General features: G+C 66.3%; 23 protein-coding genes and 1 tRNA gene. 15 read left to right on the forward strand and 9 right to left on the reverse strand.

Translation table 11 applies throughout. The features are described from left to right. Nucleotides 1-26 precede the first annotated feature (26 nt). Both EG850_RS13670 and EG850_RS08480 read left to right on the forward strand, forming a co-directional pair. Nucleotides 27-2,225: an Hsp70 family protein gene (locus EG850_RS13670; protein ID WP_124972494.1), complete on the forward strand. Its 2,199-nt coding sequence runs from the start codon at nt 27-29 to the stop codon at nt 2,223-2,225. Beyond that, on the forward strand, nt 2,222-3,670 hold the full coding sequence (locus EG850_RS08480; protein ID WP_124972496.1) for a dynamin family protein: 1,449 nt from the start codon (nt 2,222-2,224) through the stop codon (nt 3,668-3,670). The genes EG850_RS13670 and EG850_RS08480 overlap by 4 nt, the downstream gene beginning before the upstream one ends. Before the next feature lie 57 nt (nt 3,671-3,727). Here EG850_RS08480 and EG850_RS08485 read toward each other — a convergent pair whose 3' ends face one another. The 4 genes from EG850_RS08485 to EG850_RS08500 form a co-directional block, all read right to left on the reverse strand. After that, on the reverse strand, nt 3,728-4,354 hold the full coding sequence (locus EG850_RS08485; protein ID WP_124972498.1) for a hypothetical protein: 627 nt from the start codon (nt 4,352-4,354) through the stop codon (nt 3,728-3,730). 100 nt (nt 4,355-4,454) lie between these two features. Then, the gene (locus EG850_RS08490) at nt 4,455-6,104 is read right to left on the reverse strand and encodes an autotransporter outer membrane beta-barrel domain-containing protein (protein ID WP_124972500.1); all 1,650 of its coding nucleotides are present in this window, start codon (nt 6,102-6,104) and stop codon (nt 4,455-4,457) included. Between the two features lie 101 nt (nt 6,105-6,205). Next, the gene (locus EG850_RS13275) at nt 6,206-7,357 is read right to left on the reverse strand and encodes a hypothetical protein (protein ID WP_185715002.1); all 1,152 of its coding nucleotides are present in this window, start codon (nt 7,355-7,357) and stop codon (nt 6,206-6,208) included. Between the two features lie 87 nt (nt 7,358-7,444). Beyond that, the gene (locus EG850_RS08500) at nt 7,445-8,200 is read right to left on the reverse strand and encodes a hypothetical protein (RefSeq protein WP_124972503.1); all 756 of its coding nucleotides are present in this window, start codon (nt 8,198-8,200) and stop codon (nt 7,445-7,447) included. A gap of 226 nt (nt 8,201-8,426) precedes the next feature. On the opposite strand from EG850_RS08500, the gene EG850_RS08505 reads away from it, so the two are divergent. Then, a complete protein-coding gene (locus EG850_RS08505; protein WP_124972505.1) occupies nt 8,427-8,975 on the forward strand; it encodes an RNA polymerase sigma factor in 549 nt (182 codons plus the stop codon). A gap of 102 nt (nt 8,976-9,077) precedes the next feature. On the opposite strand, the gene EG850_RS08510 is transcribed toward EG850_RS08505, so the two are convergent. Beyond that, complete coding sequence (locus EG850_RS08510; protein ID WP_124972506.1) at nt 9,078-10,901, reverse strand: ABC-F family ATP-binding cassette domain-containing protein; 1,824 nt, start codon at nt 10,899-10,901, stop codon at nt 9,078-9,080. A gap of 30 nt (nt 10,902-10,931) precedes the next feature. After that, on the reverse strand, nt 10,932-11,054 hold the full coding sequence (ykgO, locus tag EG850_RS08515; RefSeq protein WP_124972508.1) for a type B 50S ribosomal protein L36: 123 nt from the start codon (nt 11,052-11,054) through the stop codon (nt 10,932-10,934). 110 nt (nt 11,055-11,164) lie between these two features. Between ykgO and EG850_RS08520 the strand changes: the two genes are divergently transcribed. After that, complete coding sequence (locus EG850_RS08520) at nt 11,165-12,199, forward strand: GTP-binding protein (RefSeq protein ID WP_124972510.1); 1,035 nt, start codon at nt 11,165-11,167, stop codon at nt 12,197-12,199. 26 nt (nt 12,200-12,225) lie between these two features. Here the strand turns inward: EG850_RS08520 and EG850_RS08525 are convergent, their stop codons facing one another. Next, entirely contained in the window at nt 12,226-12,735 is a 510-nt protein-coding gene (locus tag EG850_RS08525) for a MarR family winged helix-turn-helix transcriptional regulator (protein ID WP_124972512.1), read from the reverse strand. Between the two features lie 106 nt (nt 12,736-12,841). Between EG850_RS08525 and EG850_RS08530 the strand changes: the two genes are divergently transcribed. From EG850_RS08530 to metE, 7 genes are all read left to right on the forward strand, one after another. Further along, nucleotides 12,842-12,913: transfer RNA gene (locus tag EG850_RS08530), tRNA-Gln, on the forward strand. A gap of 70 nt (nt 12,914-12,983) precedes the next feature. Further along, the gene (glmU, locus tag EG850_RS08535; RefSeq protein ID WP_124972514.1) at nt 12,984-14,459 is read left to right on the forward strand and encodes a bifunctional UDP-N-acetylglucosamine diphosphorylase/glucosamine-1-phosphate N-acetyltransferase GlmU; all 1,476 of its coding nucleotides are present in this window, start codon (nt 12,984-12,986) and stop codon (nt 14,457-14,459) included. A gap of 47 nt (nt 14,460-14,506) precedes the next feature. Further along, nucleotides 14,507-15,487 carry a ribose-phosphate diphosphokinase gene (locus tag EG850_RS08540; protein ID WP_124972516.1) on the forward strand — a complete coding sequence of 327 codons (981 nt, stop codon included), beginning with the start codon at nt 14,507-14,509 and terminating at the stop codon, nt 15,485-15,487. 39 nt (nt 15,488-15,526) lie between these two features. Further along, nucleotides 15,527-16,300 carry a cyclase family protein gene (locus tag EG850_RS08545; RefSeq protein WP_124972518.1) on the forward strand — a complete coding sequence of 258 codons (774 nt, stop codon included), beginning with the start codon at nt 15,527-15,529 and terminating at the stop codon, nt 16,298-16,300. A gap of 2 nt (nt 16,301-16,302) precedes the next feature. Next, entirely contained in the window at nt 16,303-18,006 is a 1,704-nt protein-coding gene (locus EG850_RS08550) for a thiamine pyrophosphate-binding protein (RefSeq protein ID WP_124972520.1), read from the forward strand. A 122-nt stretch (nt 18,007-18,128) separates the two neighbouring features. Continuing rightward, nucleotides 18,129-19,058 (forward strand): methylenetetrahydrofolate reductase, encoded by a 930-nt coding sequence (locus EG850_RS08555; protein WP_124972522.1) that lies wholly within the window; start codon nt 18,129-18,131, stop codon nt 19,056-19,058. A gap of 47 nt (nt 19,059-19,105) precedes the next feature. Further along, nucleotides 19,106-21,427 (forward strand): 5-methyltetrahydropteroyltriglutamate--homocysteine S-methyltransferase, encoded by a 2,322-nt coding sequence (metE, locus tag EG850_RS08560; protein WP_124972524.1) that lies wholly within the window; start codon nt 19,106-19,108, stop codon nt 21,425-21,427. 103 nt (nt 21,428-21,530) lie between these two features. Here the strand turns inward: metE and EG850_RS08565 are convergent, their stop codons facing one another. Continuing rightward, nucleotides 21,531-21,938 (reverse strand): ankyrin repeat domain-containing protein, encoded by a 408-nt coding sequence (locus tag EG850_RS08565; RefSeq protein WP_124972526.1) that lies wholly within the window; start codon nt 21,936-21,938, stop codon nt 21,531-21,533. Beyond that, nucleotides 21,935-23,395, reverse strand: coding sequence for an NADP-dependent phosphogluconate dehydrogenase (gene gndA, locus EG850_RS08570; protein WP_124972528.1), 1,461 nt, complete (start codon nt 23,393-23,395; stop codon nt 21,935-21,937). The genes EG850_RS08565 and gndA overlap by 4 nt, the downstream gene beginning before the upstream one ends. Before the next feature lie 99 nt (nt 23,396-23,494). On the opposite strand from gndA, the gene EG850_RS08575 reads away from it, so the two are divergent. From EG850_RS08575 to dtd, 4 genes are all read left to right on the forward strand, one after another. Further along, nucleotides 23,495-24,364 (forward strand): hypothetical protein, encoded by an 870-nt coding sequence (locus EG850_RS08575; RefSeq protein WP_124972530.1) that lies wholly within the window; start codon nt 23,495-23,497, stop codon nt 24,362-24,364. 138 nt (nt 24,365-24,502) lie between these two features. Then, nucleotides 24,503-25,114, forward strand: a complete 612-nt coding sequence (locus tag EG850_RS08580) for a 50S ribosomal protein L25/general stress protein Ctc (RefSeq protein WP_124972532.1) — start codon at nt 24,503-24,505, stop codon at nt 25,112-25,114. Between the two features lie 6 nt (nt 25,115-25,120). Then, nucleotides 25,121-25,708: an aminoacyl-tRNA hydrolase gene (gene pth, locus EG850_RS08585; RefSeq protein WP_124972534.1), complete on the forward strand. Its 588-nt coding sequence runs from the start codon at nt 25,121-25,123 to the stop codon at nt 25,706-25,708. A 2-nt stretch (nt 25,709-25,710) separates the two neighbouring features. Further along, nucleotides 25,711-26,148, forward strand: coding sequence for a D-aminoacyl-tRNA deacylase (gene dtd, locus EG850_RS08590; protein ID WP_124972536.1), 438 nt, complete (start codon nt 25,711-25,713; stop codon nt 26,146-26,148). Nucleotides 26,149-26,179 lie beyond the last annotated feature (31 nt).

The raw sequence follows: 26,179 nt of genomic DNA on the forward strand, positions 1-26,179 counted from the left end.
CCGCACGATGAAAGGATTCGGTGCTGATGGCCTGGCGGCTTGCGATCGATTTCGGTACGTCGAATACAGCGGCGGCGATCGAAGTTCAGGGTGTCGTGCGACCCATCGCGTTGAGCGATGGCGGCATCACCATGCCCTCCGCAGTCGTGCTCACACCCACCGGATTCCGCGTCGGTGAAGAAGCCATCAACGCGCAATTGCGTCACCCCGATGGCTTCGAGCGCACGCCGAAGGCGCTCATCGGCCGCGGTGAAGTGGTGCTTGCGGGGCAGATTGTGAGCCCCGAATCGCTCATCACCGAGGTCTACTCGTATGTGCGCGAAGCGGCGCTCCGCCGGCAGAATGGCGAGCAGCCCTCGGAAGTGTGGCTCACGCATCCGGTTGCCTGGGCGCCCTCGCAGGTTGAGGCGTTGCGCACCGGCGCGATTAAGGCGGGCTTCGTGCCCGAGACGATTCGCACTGTGCCCGAGCCGATCGCGGCCGCCGCCCACTACGCCCGCAACCACAGTGCCGCGCCGGGTTCCCGCGTCGCGGTTTTCGACTTTGGCGGCGGCACGCTCGACATCGCGGTGCTCGAGCGCGCCCCGCAGCTGCCGGTCGGCTACAAGGTGCTCGCCTACGGCGGCGACCCGGTGCTCGGTGGCCGCACCTTCGACGCTCGTCTGCTCGACTGGACCCTCGAGACACTCGCCCGTCGCGGACACGAAGAGCTCGCCGAACGCCTGCACCGCCCGAAGACAATGGCGGAACTGCGGGCGCAGACCTCGCTGAGCCGCGCCGTCACGGCCGCGAAGACTGAGCTGTCGACGCGCCCGGATGCGGATGTCTCGGTGAGTCTCGGCGATGACGACGCGGTGGTGACGATCACCCGCGCCGAGTACGAGAAGCTCATTGCCGATGACATGGCTCGCGCGGCAAAGCTGCTCACCGATGTCTTTGAGCGCGTATCGGGGCCGGCCCCCGAGGTGCTCTACCTCACGGGTGGTTCTTCCCGCACTCCGGCGATCAGCCAGATGATCAAGGAACGCACACAGATCACAATTGCGACGCTTGACGACCCGAAGCTCGTGGTGCCTGAGGGCGCGCTCTTCGTGGGGAACACCTCGGCCCGCGGTGCGAACCCGGGTCGCGCTACCGGCAGCACGCCGGCTCGACCCGCTCAACCGCCGGTGCGGCCCGCTGGTGGTCCGGCCGCGCCTGGTGCGCCTTCCGGTGCTGCGAACCAGCAGCGTCCAGCAAGCCCGGTGGGACCGGCCGGTCCTGCGAGCCCGGTTGGTCCGGCTGGTCCGAACCGCCCCGGTGGCCCCAGTGGTACGAACGGGCCGACAGGTCCTGGCGGCAACTGGAACAACACCGGCGTCGTGCCGCGTCCAACCACGGGCGCGCCCGCCAGGCCTGCCCCGGCACCGACCGGCGCAAATCGCACGCAGTTCCCGTCGGGGCCCGCGCCCTCATTCCCGGGCAATGCCGCCCGTCCCGCAGGCGCACCGCAGCCGACCCCATCGAACTCGCAACGGCCCTTTGGCATCGCCGGCCCTGGTGCCCCTGCCAATAGCGCCGCAATGGCCAACCGTGAACGTCCCAAGAAGAAGAAGCTCGGCACCGGTGCGCTCATCGGCATCATTGTTGCCGCACTCGTCGTCGTTGGTGGCGGTATTTGGGGTGCCACGGCACTCCTCGGCGGAGGCGGCGGCAACACCGAAGAGACCACTGCAGTAGAGACCATTGATGTGCCGACCGGCAACATTGATTGCTGGGATGGGTCGACCGCGGCAAGCGGCGCGAACTGCCCGGCCCTCGATAGCGAGGCGGCACTCAATTGGGTGGTGAAGGTTGATGGCGCGTTCTGCACGCCGACCGAAATCGAGGGTGCAACCGCGAACGAATGCACCTGGTACGACCGCCCGAACACGCACCTGTTCATCATGAAGTTCGACTCGCACGAGTCGGCGGTGTCGTACGGCGAGACGGCCTACGGCAGCAATGGCTCCGATTGGAACCTTGGCGAAGAGCGCACCGGCCTCACCTGGGAAGGTCCCTTCGACCAGTCACCGGGCGGCTACTCGCACTACTACGTCTACGACGGTCAGCCCTATGCCATCTTCGCCCGCATGGACAACGGTGCGAGCGGCGGCCACGACACGCTGAGCCAGTTCAGTAACCGATTCAAGCCGAAGTCGCTCGCCGATCTGCGCTACGCGCTCGCCACGACTGAGCGCGTATGAACAGTCGGCAGGCGAGTGACCAGATGCGTCGTGCGGTGCTCGACCTCTGCGACGCATTCGACTCCGTCGACCGTCGCGGCACCGCGCGAGTTACCGACCAGGTGCGGCGTTCACTCGATGACACCATCCGGCTTGCCGTCGTTGGCCGCGTGAAGGCTGGTAAGTCAACGCTCGTCAACGCGCTCGTCGGCCGGGTCGTGGCGCCCACGAGCGCCGTCGAATGCACGAAGATCACGACGCACTACGTGTTCGGCGGGCCCGAGCGCGGCGAAGTGGTGTTGCGCGATGGCCGCCGGGTGCCGTTCGATCTCGTCGGTGGCGCGCTGCCAGAACACCTGCCGGTGCCGCTGGAACACATCGCCAATGCGGTGGTCTATCTGCAGTCAGAAGTACTGCGCGATATGACGCTCATTGATACGCCCGGTCTTGCCACGACCACAACGAGCTACGAAGAAGCCACGCGGCGCACTGTGCTCGGACACGAGGGTGTGCGCGCCGCTGATGCCCTCGTCTACGTTTTTCACGACATGCCACTGCGCGACGACATGGAGTTCTTGCGCGAATGGGGCAGCGTCACTGCCACGCCCGGCGAGGCCGCAGCGCGGGCCATCGGCGTGCTCAGCCACGCCGACACCTTCGGTGGCACGCCCTGGGGTGCTGATGACCCGATTACCCTCGCCCGCGAACGGGCGGCCACCTTTGCCGCCCAGCACGGCGCACATATCGGCAGCGTCGTGGCCGTCGCCGGCAATATGGCCCAGGCGGCACGCGCGGGACTCGTCCGCGAATCGGATGCGAGCATCCTCGCGGAGCTCTCGCGCATGCCCGATCTCGACCTCGAGTTGCGTGGTAGCGAGGATTACGCAGAGATCGCGCCCGGCGTCGCGAATATCGAAGTGTCGCGCTTGGTGGAGTTGATCGGTGAGTATGGCCTCCGCCACGGTCGCACTCCGGCGCGCCAGGGCGCCCGGGCGCTGAGCGATTGGCTGGTCGGCGCCTCAGGCGTGGATGAACTCCGTCGCGCCCTCGCCGTGCGCTATGTCGGCCGCTACGCCTATGTGAAAACCCGCCGCGCCCTCGAACAGCTCGACCGACTCGCGTGGAGCAATGGCGCGCCACCGCCGCTGCGGGCCATGGTTGCCGAGGCGCACCTGCGTTCTGAACTGCATCCGTTGCAAGAACTGGATGCGCTGGAACGGTTGGCTGCGCTTGAACCGACGCACCCGCTTGTCGCCATGCTCGATCGACAGCTCGCGGCTCGCAATGATGCGGAGAAGCTCGCGATGCCGCCGTCGTCGTCGCCTATGCAATTGCGCGAGCGAGCGCTGCAGTGGTCGGTGGAAGCCCGGCGCGCGGCGGTTGTGGAGCCCTACCCGGTGCGTCAGAACGCTTACCAGGTGCTTGACCGCTCGTTCACGAATTTGGCGCTGCGGCTCGGCCGCTAGGCCAAACCGCAGCGCCAACTGCCTACTGCTGAGTGTGCTGCTGCGCAGGAACGCGCGCTAGTTAAACAGATCGTCGAAGACGCCGCCGTCGAGGTCGCCGCCGGTGCCGTCGATCACATCTGTGCCGTCCATCGCATCTGTGCCGTCCAACACATCATGGTCGGGAGCGGTGAAGGGGTCGTCGGCGTCGAGCGCGTGGTCGTGGCTCAGCGCATCCGTGGCGTCGAGCTCACCGTCGTTACCGAACGCGAAGGTGGTGAACTCGTCAAAGGCACCGGAGTTGCCCTCGAATGACTCGGCTTCGTCAAGCAGGTAGTCAGACTCGGTGTGCGAGGCCGCGCCATCTTGCCCATCTTGCCCATCAAGTTCGTCGGTCTCGCCGTCACTGTCGCTGTCATCGGCCAACTCACCGTCGGCCGATTGCGCGGCGCCACCGAAGGCGGAGGTGTCAATCAGGAACTCCGACTCGTCGTAGCCCTCGCCGGCCTCGTCAATCAAATTGCCGTCTTCGGCGACATCGGTCGTGGGGGAGATCGGGTCGTAGCTGTCGACGAGGTGGTCGACGATGCCGGGCGGTGCGATGAAGGTGTCATCGAGCATGCCGTCCCAGGCCTCACTGCTCAGGGTCGGGGCGTCACCGAGCAGCGGTTCCTCATTCATCGTGGACTCGTCTGGCGTCAACATGAGCGTTCCTTCGCGGTGCAGAAGCGGGAGAAGTGTGGGGGAGGTGCCGGTGTGCCGGGCGGTGTATTCACCGCCCGGCACACCGAGACTTGCAGCCGGCCTAGTAGTCGATGACCCCGTCGCCATCGACGTCGTAGCTGTCGATGACGCCGTCGCCGTCGGTGTCGTAGCCAACGGTGTCGTAGACGCCGTCGCCGTCAGTGTCGATACCGATCACGTCGACCACGCCGTCACCGTCGAGGTCGGTGCCGAAGGCGTCGGTCACGCCGTCGCCGTCGGTGTCGAAGTAGGCCGAGTCGTGGACGCCATCGCCATCACTGTCGAAGGTGTCTTCGGAGTAGCCGCTGTACGAGTCGCCGCCCGAGGAGTCGGTGCCGGCACCGGTCGGGTCGGCCACCGGCTCAGTGGTCGGCTCTTCGGGGGTGGGCTCGGTGGTCGGCTCTTCCGCAGTCGGGGCCTCGGGGGTGGGCTCTGCAACGGGGCTCGTGGACGAGACGCTGCCGTCGTCGAAGGTGTCGAGCTCGCCGTCACCATCGGTGTCGTAGGCGTAGCTGTCGATCGTGCCATCGCCATCCGTGTCAGCCATGACGGTGTCGATCTGGCCGTCGCCGTCGGTGTCGACGCCGATGGTGTCGATGTAGCCGTCGCCGTCGGTGTCGACGCCCACCGTGTCGACGTAGCCGTCGCCATCGGTGTCGATTTCGTAGACGTCGATGGTGCCGTCACCGTCGATGTCGGATGCGTAGGTCTCGCTGTAGCCGTCGCCGTCGAGGTCGATGTAGCCCGAGTCGCCACCGGCCGGGGGTGCCGTCGGGTCGGTCGTCGGGTCGGTGCTCGGATCGGTGGTCGGGTCACCAACCGGTGCCGCGCCGCCACCCTGGTTGCCGCCGGTGCCGCCGGTGCCGCCGGTGCCGCTGTCGACGACGCCGTCGCCATCGGTGTCGAGGCCGGCGGTCTCGTAGGTGCCGTCGCCGTCGGTGTCGGTCGCGAAGGTGTCGTAGCTGCCGTCGCCGTCGGTGTCGACGCCGAGGGTCTCGTGGTAGCCGTCGCCGTCAAGATCGGCGGTCACGGTGTCGTACACGCCGTCGCCGTCAGTGTCGGTCTGGAGCACGTCGACGTAGCCGTCGCCGTCCACGTCGGTGCCGAGCGACTCAGCAACGCCGTCGCCGTCGAGATCGAAGTAGCCCGAGTCGGCGACGCCGTCGCCGTCGGAGTCGAAGGCCTCAGCGGTGTGCTCGCCAGTCGGAGCCGGTGCGGTGTTGCCAATCGGGTCGGTGTTCGAGTCGGTGTTCGACTCGGGCGCGGGAGCCGGCGAGTTCGACTCGGGCGCCGGAGTCGGGGCCGGGTTGTTCGGCTGCGAGGGCTCGGGCTGCGTGGTGTCGGGCTCAGTCAGGTTTGGGGTCGGAGCCGGCACCGGCGAGGGGTTGGGCGAGTTCGACTCAGGCGCGTTCGAGCCCTCACCGAAGGCCTCGGCCTTGTCTGCGAAGCCGTCGCCGTCGGTGTCGATGTAGGCCATGTCGGGCTGGCCGTCACCGTCAGTGTCGACGATGGTGGTCTCGGCGCGGCCGTCGCCATCCATGTCAGCCTGGGCGAGGTCGGTGTCGCCGTCGCCGTCGCCGTCGGTGTCAATGAGCACTGCGTCGTGCTTGCCGTCGCCATCGAGGTCGATGGTGGTGGCTTCGTTGACGCCGTCGTAGTCGAGGTCGAGGTTGTTCTGGTTCGAGCTGCTGGGGGTGTGGTTCGTGGTCATGGTCCCGGCCTTTCGGTGTGTGGAGAAGTCGTTGGGAAGTTAGTCAGTAGTTAGATGCGCGGGGCGAGAGGAAAGTTCCCGCCCCGCGCATCCGGAGTTTCTTAGAGGTCGTAGGTCGAGTCGAACTGGCCGTCGCCGTCGGTGTCGACGACGACCGAGTCGAGCACGCCGTCGCCTTCGGTGTCGACCATGGCCGAGTCGTAGAGACCATCGCCGTCGGTGTCCACGAAGACCACTTCGGCCAGGCCGTCGCCGTCGAAGTCGCTGCCGAGTGCGTCAACGACGCCGTCGCCGTCGATGTCGACGTAGGTCGACTCGTTGATGCCATCACCGTCGAGGTCGAACTGCGGGCCGGTCGACGGGCTGTCGATGCCGGTGTCGGTGAGGTCGGTGGTCTCGTCCATGATGCCGTCACCATCGGTGTCGGTGAGCATGGTGTCGAAGCGACCGTCACCGTCGGTGTCGTGCAGCTGGGTGTCGACGTAACCGTCGCCATCCGTGTCAACTTCGGCGTAGTCGAAGGTGCCGTCGAAGCTCGTGTCAACGAGGCGGCCGTCGATGTCGCCGTCGCCGTCGATGTCGATCTGCACCTCGTCGACGAGGCCATCGTTGTTCTGGTCAATGTTTGACTGGTCGACTACGCCGTCGCCGTCGAGGTCATAGTCGGTCACGTCAACTACGCCGTCGCCATCGAGGTCGTAGGCCGCCGAGGAGGAGTAGCCCTCGGGCGTGATGTCGTCGACCGTGACCGCCTCGGGCTGTCCCGAGGGCTCCGGCGTCGGCGCTGGCGCACCCTCGTCGTTGATCGGCTCGGCCGTGCTCTCGGAGAGGTCACCATCGGCAAGGCCGTCGCCGTCGTTGTCGAAGTACGACTCATCGATGACACCGTCGCCGTCGAGGTCGACCGAGGTGGCGTCGTTGACGCCGTCGCCGTCGAGGTCCATCTGGAAGAGGTCGGCCTGGCCATCGCCATCGGTGTCGATTGCCACCATGTCGATCTTGCCGTCGCCGTCGAAGTCGTACTGGGTGGCGTCGGCCACGCCGTCGCCATCGAGGTCGAGGTCGTTGACGACGCTGTCGCCGTAGGTGTTCGAGTCAACGATGTTGCTGTCGTCCGAACCTTCTGGCGCCGGCACCGGCTGCGACTCGACAGGTTCGTTGTTGGTCACGCCGTCGGCGGGAACCGAGTCGGCGGCGCTGGCAGCGCTGGCACTGCTGAGGTTCTCGTTGTTGAAGCTGAGGTTCTGCGACATGATCTGGGTCCTTTCGGGAAGTTCTTGCTGTGTGGAGTCAGTAGTTGGATGCTCGGGGCGCGAGGAAAGTTCCCGAGCGGTCAAAAATCAGAGGAAGTCGGCGACGTTGCCGCCGTCGAGACCGTCTTCGAAGCTGTCGATGACGCCATCGCCATCGCTGTCGACACCATAGGAGTCGAACTGGCCGTCGCCGTCGGTGTCGAGCCAGACCGACTCGCCAATACCGTCGCCGTCGAGGTCGGTGAGGAGTGCATCCGCGGCACCATCGCCGTCGGTGTCGATGAGTGCCGAGTCGAAGACACCATCGCCGTCGGTGTCGACAGTCGCCTCGCCCGAGTAGAAGTCGGGGGAGTCGGTCGTGTCAGCGATCGGGTCGGTGCTGTCCTGGGGGACTGGCTCGTAGCCGGTGTCGGTGGGAGCGGGCACCGGGGTGGCGCCGGAGTCGAGCGTGTAGAACTCGTCAGCCATACCGTCGCCGTCGGTGTCGACCCAAGCGGTGTCGAGCACGCCATCGCCGTCGGTGTCGTACATCGTCGTCTCGATGATGCCGTCGCCGTCGAGGTCAACATCGGCGTAGTCGATGACGCCATCGCCATCGGTGTCAATGAAGCGAGTGTCGAGCTGGCCGTCACCGTCGGTGTCGGCGTAGATGTCGTCGACCCGACCGTCGCTGTCAGTGTCGTAGTGGAACTCGTCGGCGATGCCGTCGCCGTCGACGTCGTATTCGGTGACGTCGGCCGTGCCCGAACCGTTGAGGTCGTGGGCGATCGAGCTTTCGAAGTTGGTGTCGCTGCCGAGCGTCGGCGGCTGAGTCGGCTGCAGCGGGTTCTCGTTGGTGCTCATGGCTATTCCTTTCGGCAGGTGCGATTCGAGAGTTAGATGCGTCGGGTAGCCGGAAAGTTCCCGCACGCTGTTACCGAATCTGAATCAGTCCACCCGAGCATCCACCTAGCGGTTGATTCAGCCGGATTCACGGGTGCGGCGTCACCAAATCGCGCTAGCATCCGGGGAGATTAGGGCGCATTGTCGCCCGCGAATGTGCCAAGTGATGACCCGGATGGAGGGCAGCGTGACCTCGAAGCTCAATGAGCCAGCGCTGTTGGCACGGGCGAAAGAGGGCGATCGCCGCGCATTCGATGCGCTGATGACTCCGTATCGCGACCGGCTCTGGGCCGTTTGTCTGCGTACCACCGGTCACAAGGCTGACGCCGAAGATGCGCTCCAGGATGCGCTGATCGCCATTTGGCAGAACCTGCCGAAGTTCCGCGGCGAGGCCTCGATCTCGACCTGGGCATTCCGCATTGCTTCGAACTCAGCGCTCGCGGTCATTCGTAAGCGCCGTGACGTCACCATTGACGACGAAGCCGCGGACTATGTGCTTGACCAGCCCGACGGTACCGATCTGGCCGAGGACAGCGCCGTTCGCGACCGCGTGCAACGGGCGCTGTCGACCCTCGGCGATGACTTCCGCGTGGCGATCGTGCTGCGTGAGTTCGCTGACTACACCTATGAGCAGATTGCCGAGTACCAGCAGGTGCCGGTGCAGACCGTGCGCTCACGGCTCAGCCGCGCCCGCACACAGCTCAAGGCTGCGCTCGAGGCGCAGGAAATCGCCTAACCGAAGTTCGCGTTGGTGCCTTGCGGGGCACGCTTGCCGCCGAGGAACGTCTGGAGCGCACCCGCCTGCCGGGGATAGTCGGGCCTCCCTAGATCAATTTCCCTAGCCCTCAAGCACCTCGCCAATTTCCAGCCAGCGCAACTCGAGCTCATCCGCCTCATCGGCATGCGCTTGTCGAGCCTCCCCAAGCGCCGCAAGTGCCGCGAAATCGCTCTGATCTGCCGCGGCGAGCTTCGCATCCGCCGCGGCGAGCTCGTTACGCAGGCGCCCGAGCCGTCGCTCAATTGACTGCATCTCTTTTTCGAGATTGCGCCGCTCGGCGCCCGAAATTGTGGTGGTTGCCGCTGGTGCCGCTGGTGCCGCAGTGCCCGTGGTTGCGGCAGCGACCGCGGCCATGGGGGAGGAGCCGCGCTGCGCATCCGGTTGCTGTCGCCGCAACGCCAGGTACTCGTCGACGCCGCCCGGCAGGTGCCGCAGCTTGCCGTCGAGCACGGCGTATTGCTGATCGGTGATGCGCTCGAGTAGATAGCGGTCGTGGGAGACGACGAGCAGGGTGCCCGGCCACGAATCGAGCAGATCTTCCATCGCGGCGAGCATGTCGGTGTCGAGATCGTTTGTCGGCTCATCAAGGATGAGCACATTCGGCTCATCAAGCAGGATGAGCAGGAGCTGCAGGCGGCGTTTCTGGCCGCCCGAGAGATCCTTAACGGGAGTCTGCAGCTGGGCGCTCGTGAAGCCGAGCTGTTCGAGCAGCTGCGAGGGTGTCATCTCGCTACCGTCGGCAACATAGGTGCGCTTGATACGCGCGAACACCTCGAACACCTTCTCGTCGAGGTGCTCGGCAAGTTCGTCGAGCTGCTGGGTGAGCTGGGCGATGCGCACGGTCTTGCCATGCTTCACGCGACCAGCGGTCGGTTCCTGTTCACCGGCGATGAGCCGCAGCAGGGTCGACTTGCCAGCACCATTGACGCCGAGAATGCCGGTGCGCTCACCCGGCGCGATCCGCCAGGTGACGCCGCTGAGCACCTCGCGCTCGCCATAGGAGACGCCAGCGCCCTCGAGATCGACGACGTCTTTGCCGAGCCGAGCCACGGCCATCCGTTGCAGCTCGATGGCATTGCGCACCGGCGGCTCATTCGCGATGAGCTGGTTTGCCGCTTCGATGCGGAACTTCGGTTTCGCCGTGCGCGCCGGGGCGCCGCGGCGCAACCAGGCAAGTTCCTTGCGCATGAGGTTCTGCCGCTTCTGCTCGACCACAGCGGCCTGACGGTCGCGTTCCACGCGCTGCAACACGTAGGCCGCGTAGCCGCCCTCAAAGGGCTCGAGGATGCGGTCGTGCACCTCCCAGGTTGCCGTGCAGACGGCGTCGAGGAACCAGCGATCGTGGGTGACGACGACGAGCGCGCCGTCATTCTTGCCCCAGCGGGCATTGAGGTGATCGGCGAGCCAGTGCACCCCCTCAATGTCGAGGTGGTTCGTTGGCTCATCGAGGAGCACAATGTCCCAATCGTCGATGAGAAGTGCCGCGAGGGCCACTCGTCGCTGCTGCCCACCCGAGAGGTCGCCGACTCGCGCATCCCAGGGGAGGTCAGCGACGAGGCCGCCAATGACATCGCGGATGCGCGGATCTCCCGCCCATTCATGCTCGGGCCGGTCGCCGACAATCGCCGCGCCCACCGTGAGGTCGGGATCGAGCGTGTCGGCCTGGTCGAGCATGCCGATGGTGGTGCCGCGGCGCACGGTCACCTGTCCATCGTCGGGTTGCATCCGCCCGGCAATGAGCTTCATGAGCGTCGATTTGCCATCGCCATTGCGGCCGACGATGCCAATGCGGTCACCCTCGGCGATGCCGATCGTGACGTCGTCGAAGACCACCTTCGTTGGGAATTCGAGGTGAAGGTGTTCTGCGCCGAGAAGATGAGCCATAGCGCTCTATTCTGCCCTGCCGCGCGCTCCTTAGCCCTGGCGACCCTTGAAGCGGGGATTGAGCTTGTTGATCACGTGGACGCGACCGCGCCGCCGCACCACCTGGGCGCCGGGCTGCTTCTTGAGTGACTTGATCGATGCGCGAACCTTCATACGTGCCTCCAGGCTTATCAAAACTAAATGAGAATAGTTATCATTAGACTAGCCGAAGTGCTGGCGAGGTTTCAGCCAGCGCTGAGCAGAGCGAATGAGTAGGGGATCGCGTGGAACAGGTAGACGTGTTGGCGGTAGTGGGCAGTTGCGCGCCCGAGCGGATGGCGTTTGCTCGCCGCTTGGCCATCGCAACCGGCCGGATATTCATTGCCGCGGGCCGCTTGTCGGCCTCGCCAGACCCGCTAGACGAAGCGCTCGCGCTCGCACCCTGGGCGCAGGAAGCCGGCGCGGTCATCGAGATACCCGGCAGCATCCTCGCCACCGAGCTCGTGGGCACGCTCGCCCAACAGGACGCGCCAACGGAGCTGAGCGGAGTGATCTGCGTGGTCGACGCGGCGCACCTCCTGCGCGATCTCGGCCGCGATGACTACATTGTGCGCCGACCACGCGTGTGGCGGGAGGGTGCGAGCGTGCGCTACACGGCCCGCGCCATGCTCACCGTGCAGCAGCTCGAATTCGCCTCGACGATCGTGCTCGTGAACTGGGATGCGCTCGAGACCGACGAACTCGCCACCGTCATGGCGCTCATCTCGCATCTCAGCCCGCAGGCACGAGTCGACCTCGATGACGAGAGGCGTGCGATTGCGACCGATGGGGTCGCCTACAGCGTGGGGCAGGAGCGGCCCGGCTGGGTGACGATCCTCAACCACGAGTTTGCCCCGCAATTTACCGACGAGCGTGTGAGTGCGGGGCGGTACGAGCAGCTGCGCCCACTGCATCCTGGTCGTCTGCAGCAGTTTCTGGATGAACGGCTTGAGCCGCGGGAGTTCGGTACCGTGATTCGCTCGGCGGGATTCTGCCGCCTCGCCACTCGTCCCGATGTCAGCGCGCAATGGGATCACATTGGTTCGATGATCTCGTTTGATCCGCTCGTGAGCGCAGCAGGCGATGACGAGGATGCGAGCCTCCTCGCCATCGGCCAGGAAATCGCGATCATTGGCCTCGATCTTGATCTCGAGGCCCTCGGCGTCGCCCTCGATGAGGCCGCACTCACCGATGCAGAACTCCTCGCGGGGCGTGAAGCCTGGGCTACGTTCGACGACCCATTTCCGGCGTGGAATGTGAGTGCCGAGCGAACCGACTAGCGGAGACTAGCGGTGGCGAGCGGCGACTATTTCGTGGTGCCCATGCGCAGTGACAGGGCTCGCAGGCCCCGTTCGAGCGCGGCGATCTCAGCAGCATCCACGCTTTCGAGGAGCGTCGATTCGTCGCCAAGGAGGCCCGTGAGTGCTCGGTCGACCCGCTCGACACCCTCGGCCGTCATGCGCACGAGCACACTGCGACCATCGGCGGGATCGTCTTCGCGCACGACGAGCCCGCGCTCGGCGAGCCGATCGATGCGATTGGTCATCGTGCCCGACGACACCAGGTTCGACTCCACCAATTGCTTTGGCGTGAGGGCGTGTGGGGCGCCAGCGCGACGCAAGGCCGAGAGCACATCGAACTCCCAAAGCTCAAGCCCGGCCTCCGCGAACGCACGCTTGCGCAAGCCGTCGAGCTGACGCGCAATGCGCTCGACGCGCGAAAACACCTTGAGCGGGGCGACATCGAGGTCGGCACGCACCATCGTCCAATCGCGCACGATCGCGTCGACAGCATCCTCATTCGAAGTCTCGGCCATACCTGCCATTATGGCTGGTCGGATGCGGTGGATTCAGCGCGAGGCAGTGTCGCTGGTGCGTGCGTGGCGCCGAGGCGTGGCAGACTAGTCGGGCGCGAATGCGTGGTCCTCCTTGGTGTAACGGCAGCACGACAGCCTTTGGAGCTGTGAGGTCCAGGTTCGAATCCTGGGGGAGGAACGAAGGTGTGCGGTCTCGCGCGCCGACGAACGGCATCCGAATTTCGCCCGCATCCGCATCTGGAGGAACCGTGACTGAATCGAATCTCGCCGTCGTCATCTTGGCCGCAGGCCAGGGCACGCGCATGAAGTCGGCCACGCCGAAGGTGCTGCACCGACTCGGTGGTGTGCCGCTGATCGGCCACGTGCTCCACACCGCCGCTGAGCTCGGCCCTGCGCATGTGGTCGCCGTCGTGCGTCACGACCGCGACCGCGTCGTCGAGGCAATCTTGGAGTTCGCGCCGACGACGATCATTGCCGACCAGGATGAGGTGCCCGGCACTGGCCGCGCGCTTGAGGCCGGTCTTGACGCGCTGCCCGCCGACTTTGACGGAGATGTTGTCGTGCTCTCGGGCGATGTGCCGCTTCTTGATTCGGTGACCGTGGGCCGTCTCATCGAGACCCACCGCGACGACCGCGATGACCTCACGCTGCTCAGCGCGTTCTACGACGACCCGACCGGCTTTGGGCGCATCATCCGTGCCCACGACGGCACCTTTGAGGCGATTGTCGAGCACAAGGATGCGAGCGATGAGCAGCGTCGCGTGAGCGAAATCAATGCTGGTGTGTACGCCTTCACGGTGAAGTCGGCGCGCGCCTCGCTCGCCAAGGTGAAGATGGCGAATGCCCAGGGCGAGAAATACCTCACCGACACCGCCGCGGTGATCAAGGCCGACGGTGGGCGCATTGCTGCCGTTGCGATCACTGACCCGTGGCTCGTGCAGGGCATCAACGACCGCGCCCAGCTCGGTGCGACGGCGCGCGAGTACAACCGCCGCATCCTCGACTACTGGATGCGCGAGGGCGTCACGATCATCGATCCCGACACCACGATCATCGAACGCGATGTCACGCTCGGCCAAGATGTCGAGATTCAGCCGGGCACGCAGCTACGCGGCGCGACCACGGTCGCCTCGGGTGCGATCATCGGGCCCGACACGACGCTCGTCGACTGCGAGGTCGGCGAGGATGCGGTCATCAAGCGCACTGACGCCACCCTCTCGGTCATCGGCGCGAAGGCAACGGTTGGCCCCTGGAGCTATCTGCGCCCGAACTCGGTCATTGGTGTTGGCGCGAAGGTCGGCACCTTTGTTGAGACGAAGAACTCGACCCTCGGCGAGGGCGCCAAGGTACCGCACCTCTCGTACATCGGCGATGCCGAGATTGGCGCCGGTTCAAACATCGGCGCGGGCGCGATCACCGCGAACTACGACGGCCAGCACAAGCACCGCACCACTGTCGGTCGCGATGTGAAGATTGGCTCGGACAACGTGTTCGTGGCGCCGGTCACCGTCGGCGACGGCGCCTACTCTGGCGCAGGTACGACCATCCGTAAGGATGTGCCGGCCGGTGCACTCGCCGTGAATGCCTCGCCGCAGCGCAACCTCGAGGGCTGGGTGGTGAAGAACCGTCCGGGCACCGCAGCGGCGATTGCCGCGGAAGGTGCCACCCAGGCGGCGAAGCAGGCGGCAGACCAGGCGACAGAGGCGGCTCCCGAATCGGAGTAACCTGGTCTCGCACCACTCCGAGCCGATCAGCACAAAGGCGGTATTCAGTGTCCGGCATTCTTCACCCCGGTGAAAAGCGACTCGTACTCATCTCCGGGCGGGCGCATCCCCAGCTCGCCGCAGAAATCGCCGACGAGCTCGGGACGGAGCTCCTCGACACCGAGTCGCGCACCTTCGCGAACGGTGAGATCTACGCTCGCTTTGGTGAGTCGGTTCGTGGCGCGGATGCCTTCGTCATCCAGTCGCACACCGAGCCGATCAACGAGTGGATCATGGAGCAGCTCATCATGGTCGACGCGCTCAAGCGCGCCTCGGCCAAGCGCATCACCGTGGTTGCTCCGTGCTACCCCTACGCCCGCCAGGACAAGAAGGGCCGCGGTCGCGAGCCGATCTCGGCACGCCTGGTTGCCGATCTCTTCAAGACCGCCGGCGCTGACCGCATCATGTCGGTCGACCTGCACGCCTCCCAGATTCAGGGCTTCTTCGACGGTCCCGTCGACCACCTGTTCGCCATGCCGGTGCTCATGAAGTACTTCAAGGACAAGCTCGGCGACGACCCCAACCTCACCGTCGTCTCGCCCGACATGGGGCGCGTGCGCGTCGCTGACCGCTGGTCGGATGAACTCGGTGCGCCGCTCGCGATCATCCACAAGCGCCGTGACCCGAAGGTCGCGAACGAGGTAACCGTGCACGACATCGTCGGTCACGTCGAAGGCCGCACCTGCCTCATGGTCGATGACCTCATCGACACCGGCGGCACGATTCTCAAGGCGGCGCAGGCCCTCAAGGAGAACGGCGCCAAGAGCGTCATCGTTGCCGCCACGCACGCGGTGTTCTCGGGCCCCGCGACCGAGCGGCTCTCGCACGAGTGCATTGACGAGGTCGTTGTCACCGACACGCTGCCGCTGCCGGACGACAAGCGTTTCCCGACGCTTACCGTGCTGCCCATCGCGCCGCTCATTGCCCGCGCGATTCACGAAGTCTTCGAGGACGGTTCGGTCACCTCGATGTTTGACGGCGCAGCCTAAGCCGCGCCGCACCACCCGCTGACCTTCTAGGAGACTGTCATGAGCATCCTTGCCTCGCTGCAGCAGGCCCTTGCGGACGGTGACATTGAAGTCATCGACCTCACGACGCCCCTCGCCGATGACACGGTGATTCTCGAACTGCCGGCCCAGTTTGCCAACACGCGCGGGCTTTCGGTCACCGAGGTGTCGCGCTACGACGACCGGGGTCCGGCCTGGGCCTGGAACGATCTGCAGGTCGGTGAGCACGCCGGTACGCACCTGGATGCGCCGGTGCACTGGATTAGCGGCCGTGACGGTAAGTCGGTGGATCAGATCGAGCCCGGTCGCCTCGTCGGTCCGATTGTCGTCATCGACAAGACCGCCGAAGTGGCTGAGAACCCCGACTTCGATCTCGAACCCGAGCACTTCGAGGCGTGGATCGCCGAGCACGGCCCGCTGCCCGACAATTGCTGGGTGCTTTTCCGCACCGGCTGGTCGCAGTACGCGCACTCGCGTGACACCTTCCTCAACGCCGACGCCGAGGGTCCGCACACGCCCGGTGTTTCGGTGGCAGGCGCGCAGTGGCTCGCGTCGAACCCGAAGGTATCGGGTTTTGGCGTCGAGACCGTCGGCATTGACTCGGGCCAGGCGGGCACCTTCGACCCGGTCTACCCGGTGCACTACTTTTTGCTTGGCGCCGACAAGTACGGTCTCACCTCGCTCGTTGGCCTCGACCGTCTGCCGGTCACTGGCGCGATGATTTCAGTGAGTCCGCTCAACGTCGTTGGCGGCACCGGCGCGCCCGCGCGCGTGTTCGCCTACGTCGAGCGCTAGCAGTGTCGGCCGCTGAAGGCACCCGCCGAGTCAGTGACCTCGTTGCCGAGGTGCTCGCTCGACTTGGCGTGGGCCATGTGTTTGGTGTCGTCGGCAGTGGCAACTTTCACGTCACGAATGCCCTGATTGCCGCTGGCGTGCCGTTCACCGCGGCACGCCACGAGGGCGGCGCGGCGACGATGGCCGATGCGTATGCGCGGCAATCGGGCCGGCTCGGAGTGGTCACGACCCACCAGGGCTGCGGCTTCACGAACGCGCTCACCGGCATCGGGGAGGCGGCGAAGAGTCGCACGCCGATGCTCGTGCTCACGGCCGACACGCAAGCGGCGGCCATTCGGTCGAACTTCCGCATTGATCAGGATGCTGCGGCGCGCTCCGTGGGCGCCGTGGCCGAACGCTTGCACTCGCCGGGCTCTGCGGTGGCTGACACCGTGCGCGCCTGGCGCACCGCGATGCGTGAGCGACGCACGGTGGTGTTCAGCCTGCCGCTCGATGTGCAGGCGGCGCAGGTCACGGCAGATGTGTGGGATGCGGCGCTCGCGAGTGTGGCGCCGATCAGCGAGGCCGCACCCGTGCGCCCGACTGCCGAGGCGACGGCACAGCTTGCCGACGAATTGCTTGCGGCAAAGCGACCGGTATTTGTTGCCGGTCGCGGGGCGAAACACGCGGGCCCGGAGCTGCGGATGCTTGCCCAGCAGGTCGGCGCCCTCGTCGCCGAGGGGGCAGTCGTGAAGGGCTTGTTTACCGACGACCCGGCAAATCTCGGCATCTCGGGCGGGTTCTCGTCGCCGACGACGGCCGAGCTCATCGCGGGCGCTGACCTCATCGTTGGCTGGGGTTGCGCGATGAACACGTGGACGATGCGCCACGGCATGCTCGTCAGTGCCGACGCCCGCGTCGTGCAGATTGACCACGAGGATGCTGCACTCGGTGCCACTCGCCCCATCGATCTCGGGGTGCTCGGCGACACCGCGCTCACTGCTGCCGAGGTGCTCGGTGTGGTGCGCGAGCGGCAGGCCGAACCTCGGGTGGGGTACCGCAGTGACGAGGTGCTTGACCGCATCCGAGTTTCGAGCCGCTGGGCGGATGTCGCAACGCCCGATCTCTCAACCGACTCGGCCATTGATCCGCGCGAGATTTCAAAGCTCGTCAACGCGGCGCTCCCGGCCGAACGCGTGGTGAGCATCGACTCGGGCAACTTCATGGGCTACCCGAGCCAATACCTCGATGTGCCGGATGCCGACGGCTTCTGTTTCACCCAGGCGTTTCAGGCAATTGGGCTGGGGCTCGGCACCGCGATTGGGGCGGCGATTGCGCAGCCGCACCGACTTCCGGTGCTCGGCACAGGTGATGGTGGCTTCCTCATGGGAATCAGTGAGCTGGAGACTGCGGTGCGCCAGCGCATCCCGCTCATCGTGCTCGTCTACAACGACGCCGCCTACGGGGCTGAAGTGCATCACTTCCGCGACGGTGACGCCGAGGTCGCGGTGGATTCGGTCGTCTTCCCCGACACCGATATCGCGGCGATCGCGCGTGGCTTTGGTGCCGAGGGGTTGACCGTGCGCACGGCCGGTGACTTCGCGGCGGTGCGCGCGGCCATCGCGCAGCGCGCGCCGGGGGAACCCGGTGTGCCCTTGGTGATCGACGCGAAGATCGCCTCCGACGGCGGCGCCTGGTGGCTCGCCGAAGCCTTCAAAGGCCACTAACACCAGCCAATGTGCATGTGAATTCATTGTGATGCGGGCCTCGGCTTCACAAACTGTCACATGACGTCATGTTGTGACGGCGCGACTTCGCGCATCCGGGCCTCGCTCATAGTGTCGTCGCCATGTCCATTCCCTTTTCGTTCGAGCTGTTCCCGCCGCGCACCGCGCAGGTGGCGGAGCGCATGCCCGACGTCGCGCGTGCGCTTGGAGCGCTCGGGCCCGAGTTCATCTCGGTGACGTTCGGCGCTGGCGGCTCGTCACGGGATGCATCCCTCGGCGTGCTCGAAATGGTGCGCGACCTCGGTGGCGCGCGCCCGCTCGCGCACCTCACCTGTGTCGGCTCGTCGTTCGCCGAAGCGGCCGAGGTGATCGCCGAGTTCGTTGACCACGGCATCGTCGACTTCCTCGCATTGCGCGGTGACCCGCCGCAGGGGATGGATGAGGCCGACGACTTTCTCGGTGACCTGCGCTCGGCTGCGGAGCTCGCGCAGCTCATCCGCGGCGTACGAATTGCCCGCACACCGTGTGAATTGCAAACCGTTGGCCCGCGCCTCGATCGCTGGCAGGTGCGCCGCCCGTCAGATGGACTGCTCGCCGTCGCCGCCTACCCGAACGGCCACCCGCAGGCGAAGTCGATCGAGCAGGACTATGACACGCTGCTCGCCAAGGAAGCGGCCGGTGCGAATCTCGCCATCACCCAGCTCTTCTTCGAAGCCGACGACTACCTCAGCTTCGTTGAGGGCGCCCGCGCCTATGGCGTCACCATGCCGATCTTGCCGGGCATCATGTCGATCACCTCGATCGCCCGACTCGAGCGCATGGCCGCGCTCGCTGGCGAGGCCGTGCCCGAGAAATGGCGGCGGGCGCTTGAAGGGTGCCGCTCCGACGGTGCCAGGCGCGAGCTCGGTATCGCGCAAGCCACGGCCATGTGCCACGACCTCCTCGACGGCGGAGCCCCTGGCCTGCACGTCTACACCCACAACCGCGTCGACGAACCCATCGAACTGCTCTGCCGCGTTGGCGCGGTCGACCGCACCCTCGTTGCCGCCTGAACCACTCCAGATTTGACCCAGATTTCTTACCAAAGGAGCCCCAAGAAATGACGAACTTCCCCCTCGGTACCGTGCTCGGCTACCCGCGCATTGGCCGCAATCGCGAACTCAAGCGCGCACTCGAGCGCTACTGGCGTGGCGACCTCGACCGTGCAGGTCTCGACGCGGTGCGCGGCGAGGTGCGGGCTGCCGCTCGCGAGGCGCTTGCTGAGGCCGGACTCGGTCGCACCGACTCGTCGATTCCCGAGGCTGCTTCGACCTATGACCACGTGCTCGACACCCTCGTCACCGTTGGCGCACTGCCCGCCCGCTTCGCCGACCTCACCGATGGTGAAAGCGATGTCGACCTCGACGCCGCCTTCGTGCTCGCCCGCGGCGACGCCAGCCACACCGCGCTCGAGATGACGAAGTGGTTCGACACGAACTACCACTACCTCGTGCCCGAGATCTCGGCGACGACGACCTTCCGCTACGCGAACCGTTCGCGCGCCGACGAGGCGCGCGAAGCGGCCGCCGCCGGGTTTACCACCCGCCCGACCATCGTGGGCCCGGTCACCTTCCTCGCCCTCGCCAAGGCCGCCGATGACGCCGAAGCCGGCTTCTCGCCGCTGCAGCGCCTCGACGACCTCCTCCCCGTCTACCTCGAGGTGCTCGCCGACCTGCGCGCCGCCGGTGCCGAGTGGGTGCAGCTTGACGAGTCGGCCCTCGTCGCCGAGACGCTCGACGCCTCGCCAGCCGAACTCGCCGAGGCGGCCGCGCGTGCCTACGCTGCGCTTGCCGGTGCATCCGAGCGCCCGCAGCTGTTCGTGGCAACCAGCTACGCCGCCCTCCCCGATGCCGCCTACCGTGCGCTCGCTGGTGCCGGTGTTGAGGCAATCGGCTTCGACCTCGTCAACGGTGTCGCGCCCGCCGCGATCGCCGAGTTCCCGGCCGTGCAGCACGTTGCCGGTGTGATCAACGGTCACAACATTTGGCGCGGCGACCTCGAAGCCGCCCTCGCGAAGCTCGAGGAACTGCGCGCCACTGGCGCCAAGGTGAGCGCCTCGACCTCGACCTCGCTCTTCCACCTGCCCCACACCCTCGACGATGAAGGCGCGCTCGACGCGGGTCTGCGCTCGTGGCTCGCATTCGCGAATGAGAAGGCCGGTCAGGTCGTCGTGCTCGCTCGCGCACTGAACGAGGGCCGGGATGAAGTGGCCGCCGAACTCGAGGCCGCGAGCGCCGCGCTCGCCCAGCGTGCCGAGGCAACCGGCGTGCGCGTGCCCGCAGTGCGCGAGCGTGTCGCATCCCTCACCGCCGCCGACCTCGCCCGCGCGCCCTTTGCCGAGCGCGAGGTGGCACAAGAACAGGCCCTCGGCCTCCCCGCCCTGCCGACGACGACCATCGGGTCGTTCCCGCAGACCGGCGAGATTCGCCGTGCGCGCCAGGCCTTCAACAAGGGCGAGATTGACGAGGCCGCCTACGAGGGCTTCCTGCGTGACGAGATCAAGCGAGTCGTTGACCTGCAGCTCGAACTCGGCCTCGACGTGCTCGTGCACGGTGAGCCCGAGCGCAACGACATGGTGCAGTACTTCGCCGAGAACCTCGACGGGTTTGCGACGACCGCGAACGGCTGGGTGCAGTCGTACGGTTCACGCTGTACGCGCCCGTCGATCCTCTGGGGCGACGTGTCGCGCCCGGCACCCATCACGGTGCGCTGGGCTGAGTACGCCCAGTCGCTCGCTTCGCAGCCGGTCAAGGGCATGCTCACTGGTCCCGTGACCATCCTCGCGTGGTCGTTCGTGCGCGATGACCAGCCGCTTGGCGACACCGCCTTCCAGGTGGGCCTCGCGCTGCGCGATGAGGTTGCCGACCTCGAGGCTGCGGGCATCCAGATCATTCAGGTCGACGAGCCGGCGCTGCGGGAGCTCTTGCCCCTCGAGCGTGCGCGTCACGCTGACTACCTCAAGTGGTCGGTCGATTCGTTCCGTCTTTCGACCGCGGTGGCGAAGCCTGAAACGCAGATCCACACGCACCTGTGCTACTCGGAGTTCGGCGAAATCATCGAGGCCATTGATGGCCTGGATGCAGATGTCACCTCGATCGAGGCGGCTCGCTCGCGCATGGAGGTCGTCGGCGACCTCGAGGCGCACGGCTACCCGCGCGGTATTGGCCCGGGCGTCTGGGACATCCACTCGCCGCGCGTGCCCTCGGAGGCTGAGGTTGTGGAGCTCGTGGAGATCGCCGAGCGTTCGATTCCGGCTCGCCACCTCTGGATCAACCCCGACTGTGGCCTCAAGACCCGCGGCTACGACGAGACCGTGGCGTCGCTGCGCCACATGGTTGCCGCCGCGACCCAGGCGCGCGAGGCGCTGAGCGCCAAACAGTAGGTCAAGCGCAACTGGCAAGTGGCCCACTCATGACGAACTGGCCCACCCATTGGTGGGGGAGTAAGTCACGAGAGGGCCACTTGTGGCTCAACTAGGGCCTGAGCTAGGCGAGCATGCCCTCAAACTCGGTCCAGCCGAACATGGCGGCGGTGGCGCGGGCGGTGGGCTGGCCCGCATCGGGGTCGGCACCGGCGGCGAGCAGGATGCGTACGGATTCCGCATCCTGCTTGAACACCGCGCAAGTGAGTGCACGCTGACCGCGATCGTTCTCCGCCTCAACGTCGGCACCGCGGTCAACGAGGAGCCGCACCGCCGCCGGCGCCATGTTGTAGGCAGCGAGAATCAGGAAAGTGTCGCCGTTGGCATTGCGCATATCGATTGGTGCCCCGGCATCGAGGTAGGCGGTAAGTTCCGCGACCTTCCCCTGCCTGGCGTAGTCGAACAGCCGATTCGCAAGTTCAATGGTCTCCTCAGAGGGTCCCGGAGCTTGCCCGACCGCATCCTCGCTCACGAGCTCACCTGCTGTTCGCGGCGGTCACCCGACCAATCCGTGTGGAACTTACCCGCGCGGTCAACACGGCCATAGGTGTGCGCGCCAAAAAAGTCACGCTGGCCCTGCACGAGGGCGGCCGGCAGTCGGTCGCTCGCGAGCGAGTCGTAGTAGGCGAGCGAGGCACCGAACACCGGCGCGGGCACGCCCGAAAGCGCTGCGGTGGCAACAATGCGGCGCCACGCATCCACGCCCTTCGCGACCTCAGCCGCGAAGTACGGGTCGGCAATGAGCGAGTCGAGCTCGGGCGCACGGTCATACGCCTCGGCAATGCGGTTGAGGAAGCGGGCACGAATGATGCAGCCAGCACGCCAGATCTTCGCAACGGCGCCCGGGTTGATTGCCCAGTTGTACTCCTCGGCGCCAGCGAGGATGAGGTCGAAGCCCTGCGCGTAGGCGATCACCTTCGAGGCGTAGAGCGCCTGGCGCACGTCTTCAACGAACGACGCTGACACCGGGGCGGCCTCGGGCTTCGCGGTGATCGTCTCGCGCACGGCCTGGCGCTGCGAGGTGCGGCCCGAAACACCACGGGCGAAGACAGCCTCGGCGATGCCCGACACCGGCACCCCGAGCGAGAGCGCGGTCTGCACAGTCCAGGTGCCGGTGCCCTTCATGCCAGCCTCGTCGACGATGAGGTCGACGATCGGCTTCTCGGTTTCGGCGTCGATGTGGCGGAGCACCTCTGCGGTGATTTCGATGAGGTACGACTCGAGGTCGCCCTTGTTCCACTCGGCAAAAACATCGGCGATCTGGGCCGGCTCGAGGCCGCCGAGGCGGCGCAACAGGTCGTAGGCCTCGGCGATGAGCTGCATATCGGCGTATTCAATGCCGTTGTGCACCATCTTCACGAAGTGGCCCGCGCCGTCGGTGCCGACGTGGGTGACGCAGGGGCTGCCGTCTTCGGGTGCGCGGGCGGCAATCGACTCGAGGATGGGGCCAAGGGTTTCATACGACTCGGCCGGCCCGCCAGGCATGATCGAGGGGCCATTGAGCGCGCCCTCTTCCCCGCCGGAAATACCCGCACCGACGAAGTGGAGTCCGCGCTCACGCACGGCAGCCTCACGGCGGATGGTGTCGGTGTAGAGCGCATTGCCGCCGTCAACGATGATGTCGCCGGGCTCGAACGCCTCGCAGAGCTGGTCGATGACCGCGTCGGTACCGGCGCCGGCCTGCACCATGATGATCGCGGTGCGCGGACGCTGGAGCGACGCGGCAAAGTCTTCGATCGTGGCTGCGGGCACAAAGCCTGCCTCGGGATGCGCTTCGACGAGTTGCGTCGTGCGCTCGGGCGAGCGGTTGTAGACGGCAACGGTGTTGCCCTCGCGCGAGGCGAGATTGCGGGCCAGGTTGGAGCCCATCACAGCCAGGCCCACCACCCCAATGTTTGCGGTGGCGCTTGCGGGAGAAGTTTCGGACATGCCTTGCCCTTTCGACGGCGACGACTTGCACTTCATTATTCCCGGCTTCGGTTGCCGCAGTGTCGTTACGCTCGAAGCACCGCCGAGAAGGGATGCCCCATGAACGACCAGCGCGATCCGTACGCTTCGGAACCAGCTGCCACGCAGGCATACGACCAGCACCAATTCACGCAGGCGCAGCTGTCGCGTTCGGGCGCCGAGCAACACGCGACCGACGAACTCGAGTTCACGCGGCCGCTCTCTGATCTCCCGGCCGAACGGCGTAGTTACGACCGCGGCTTTGACCGTAGCGCTGAAGAACCGACGCAGCGGCTCGCAGCACCAGTCCCGGAGCCGCAGCGCGAGGAAACGCACCGCGAAGCATCGCACCGCGACGTAGCGACCGCGAGCTACGCATCCACCCCAGCACCGCTGCCCACAGGCTACGGCCAGGAGCAAATGCAGGTCGACCGACTCGGGCTCGCCGGCGAATCCGCCTCGCTCGTCGGCGTGCTGCAGCAGACCCCGCGCGGCCCGAGCGGCGGTGCGCGGGCAGGTGCGCTCATCGTGAGCCTCTGCATCGCGGCCCTGTTCGGCATCCTCGCCTGGGACATTTCACGCGGGAGCGAAGCGATCATCATGCCCGGTATCGCAACCGTGACCGACAACCCCACCGCCACCTTCTTCGGTGTGGTCGGGGTGTGCGCGCTCCTGCTGTTCTTCCTCGGCCTCACCGTTGGTTGGTCGGGACTCGGCGTCGGCGTCGTCGGGCTTCTCGCCCTCATTGGTGGCGGAATCATGGTGGCGATCACGGCATTCCGTGACAGCGACTCGTTGCTGAGTAACCTCAGCCAACTCGGCGCCACAGTCGGTTGGTTGAGCCTCGCGCTCCTCGGCGCGCTCTTGCTCGCTGTCGGCATCGGTGCGCACTTCACCCGTCGCGGCGGCTTCAAGTCAGCCCAGCGCATTGCCGAGAGTTTTCAGCGCTAGTCCCCAGCGCCGCATCCATGTAAACTAGGGGACTGTACTTCGGCGAGGGGCCTCCAGAGCCCGTGATCGACGCGGTCGGGATGATCCCTTTCGGGTTCTCGCGCGCGCTCGACGCCGTGCCACGAAAGGAACCCCACTATGGCTGAGCTCGACAACAAGCTCGACGCAACTGTCCGCACCTCGTTCGGTAAGGGTGCGGCTCGCAAGATCCGTGCTGCTGGCGAGATCCCCGCCGTGATCTACGGTCACGGCACCGACCCCAAGCACATCAACCTGCCGGGTCACCAGACCATGCTGCTCCTGCGCAAGGCGAATGCCCTGCTCGAGCTCAACATTGAGGGCGACGAGCAGCTCGCACTCGTGAAGGACGTGCAGCGCGACCCGGTTCGCCAGATCATCGAGCACGTTGACCTCATCCTCGTTCGCAAGGGCGAGCGCGTTGAGGTTGAGGTTCCGGTGCACGTGGTCGGCGAGTCGTTCTCGGGCACCATCGTGCTCCAAGACGCATCGACCGTGCTCGTCTCGGCCGAGGCGACCCACATCCCCGAGAACATCGAGGTCAACGTCGAAGGCCTCCAGGACGGCACCACCATCCTCGCCACCGACCTTGAGCTGCCCAAGGGCACCAAGCTCGTCGACGAAGAGGCCGAGATCGTCATCCTCACCGTCACCGAGCCGCAGGAAGCGCCGGAGCCGGAGGAAGACGCCGAGGCTACCGCTGACGCTCCTGCCGAAGAGGACGCTGAGTAGGCACTCATGGCAAACGACGTGTGGCTGGTCGTCGGTCTCGGGAACCCCGGTGACCGGTATTCGACGACCCGCCACAATGTCGGCCAAATGGTTGTCGACGTGCTCGCGACGCGGATGGGGGAGCAGTTTCGCCGCCATTCGCGCGCGGGTGCCGTCGTCGCCGAAGGACGCCCGGTGCCGGGTGGTCCGAAGCTCGTGTTGGCCAAGTCAACGGGCTATATGAACACCTCGGGTGGGCCGGTTTCGCAGCTCGCCCAGTACTACGGGGTGCCGAACGAGCAGGTCATCGTCGTGCACGATGAGCTCGATCTGCCGTTCGACACACTCAAGCTGAAGTCGGGTGGTGGCCACGGCGGCCACAACGGACTTCGCGATATCTCTTCGGCGCTCGGCGGCGGTGACTATGTGCGCGTGCGCGTCGGCATTGGCCGCCCGCCGGGTCGCCAGGATGCAGCCGACTACGTGCTCAAGCCCTTTGCGAGCGCCGAGCGCGACAACCTCGCGGTGCTGCTTGAAGATGCTGCGGATGCGGTGGAATCGGTGGTTGCCGAGGGCCTGCTCGCGGCGCAGCAGCGTTTTCACGCGAAGGCCTAGTCATGCGCGCGGTTGTTACTCGCTGTTCGTCTGCCTCGGTTGAGGTGGCGGGCCGGATCGTCGGCTCGCTGCCAGCGCCGGGTCTGCTCGTGCTCGTCGGCGTCACGCATGACGACACCGAAGCCGATGCCGGCAAGCTCGCCCGCAAGCTCGCGGGTCTGCGCATCCTCGATGGTGAGGTTTCGGCGCAGGATGCAGGTGCGCCGCTGCTGGTGGTGAGCCAGTTCACGCTCTACGGCGATGCCCGGAAGGGGCGGCGACCTTCGTGGTCGGCGGCGTCTGGCCGCGATCACTCGGAACCGCTCATTTCGCGCTTCTGCGAGCTACTGCGCGAGGCGGGACTGCACGTTGAAACGGGCGAGTTCGGTGCCATGATGGGCGTCGCCTCGGTCAACGAAGGCCCCTTCACTGTGCTGCTCGACTCCGCCGAACTCGCCTAGGCCTCGCCTAGCCCACAAGTACCCCTCTCGT

The organism is Gulosibacter macacae, assembly GCF_003865375.1.
Classification (GTDB): Bacteria; Actinomycetota; Actinomycetes; order Actinomycetales; family Microbacteriaceae; genus Gulosibacter; species Gulosibacter macacae.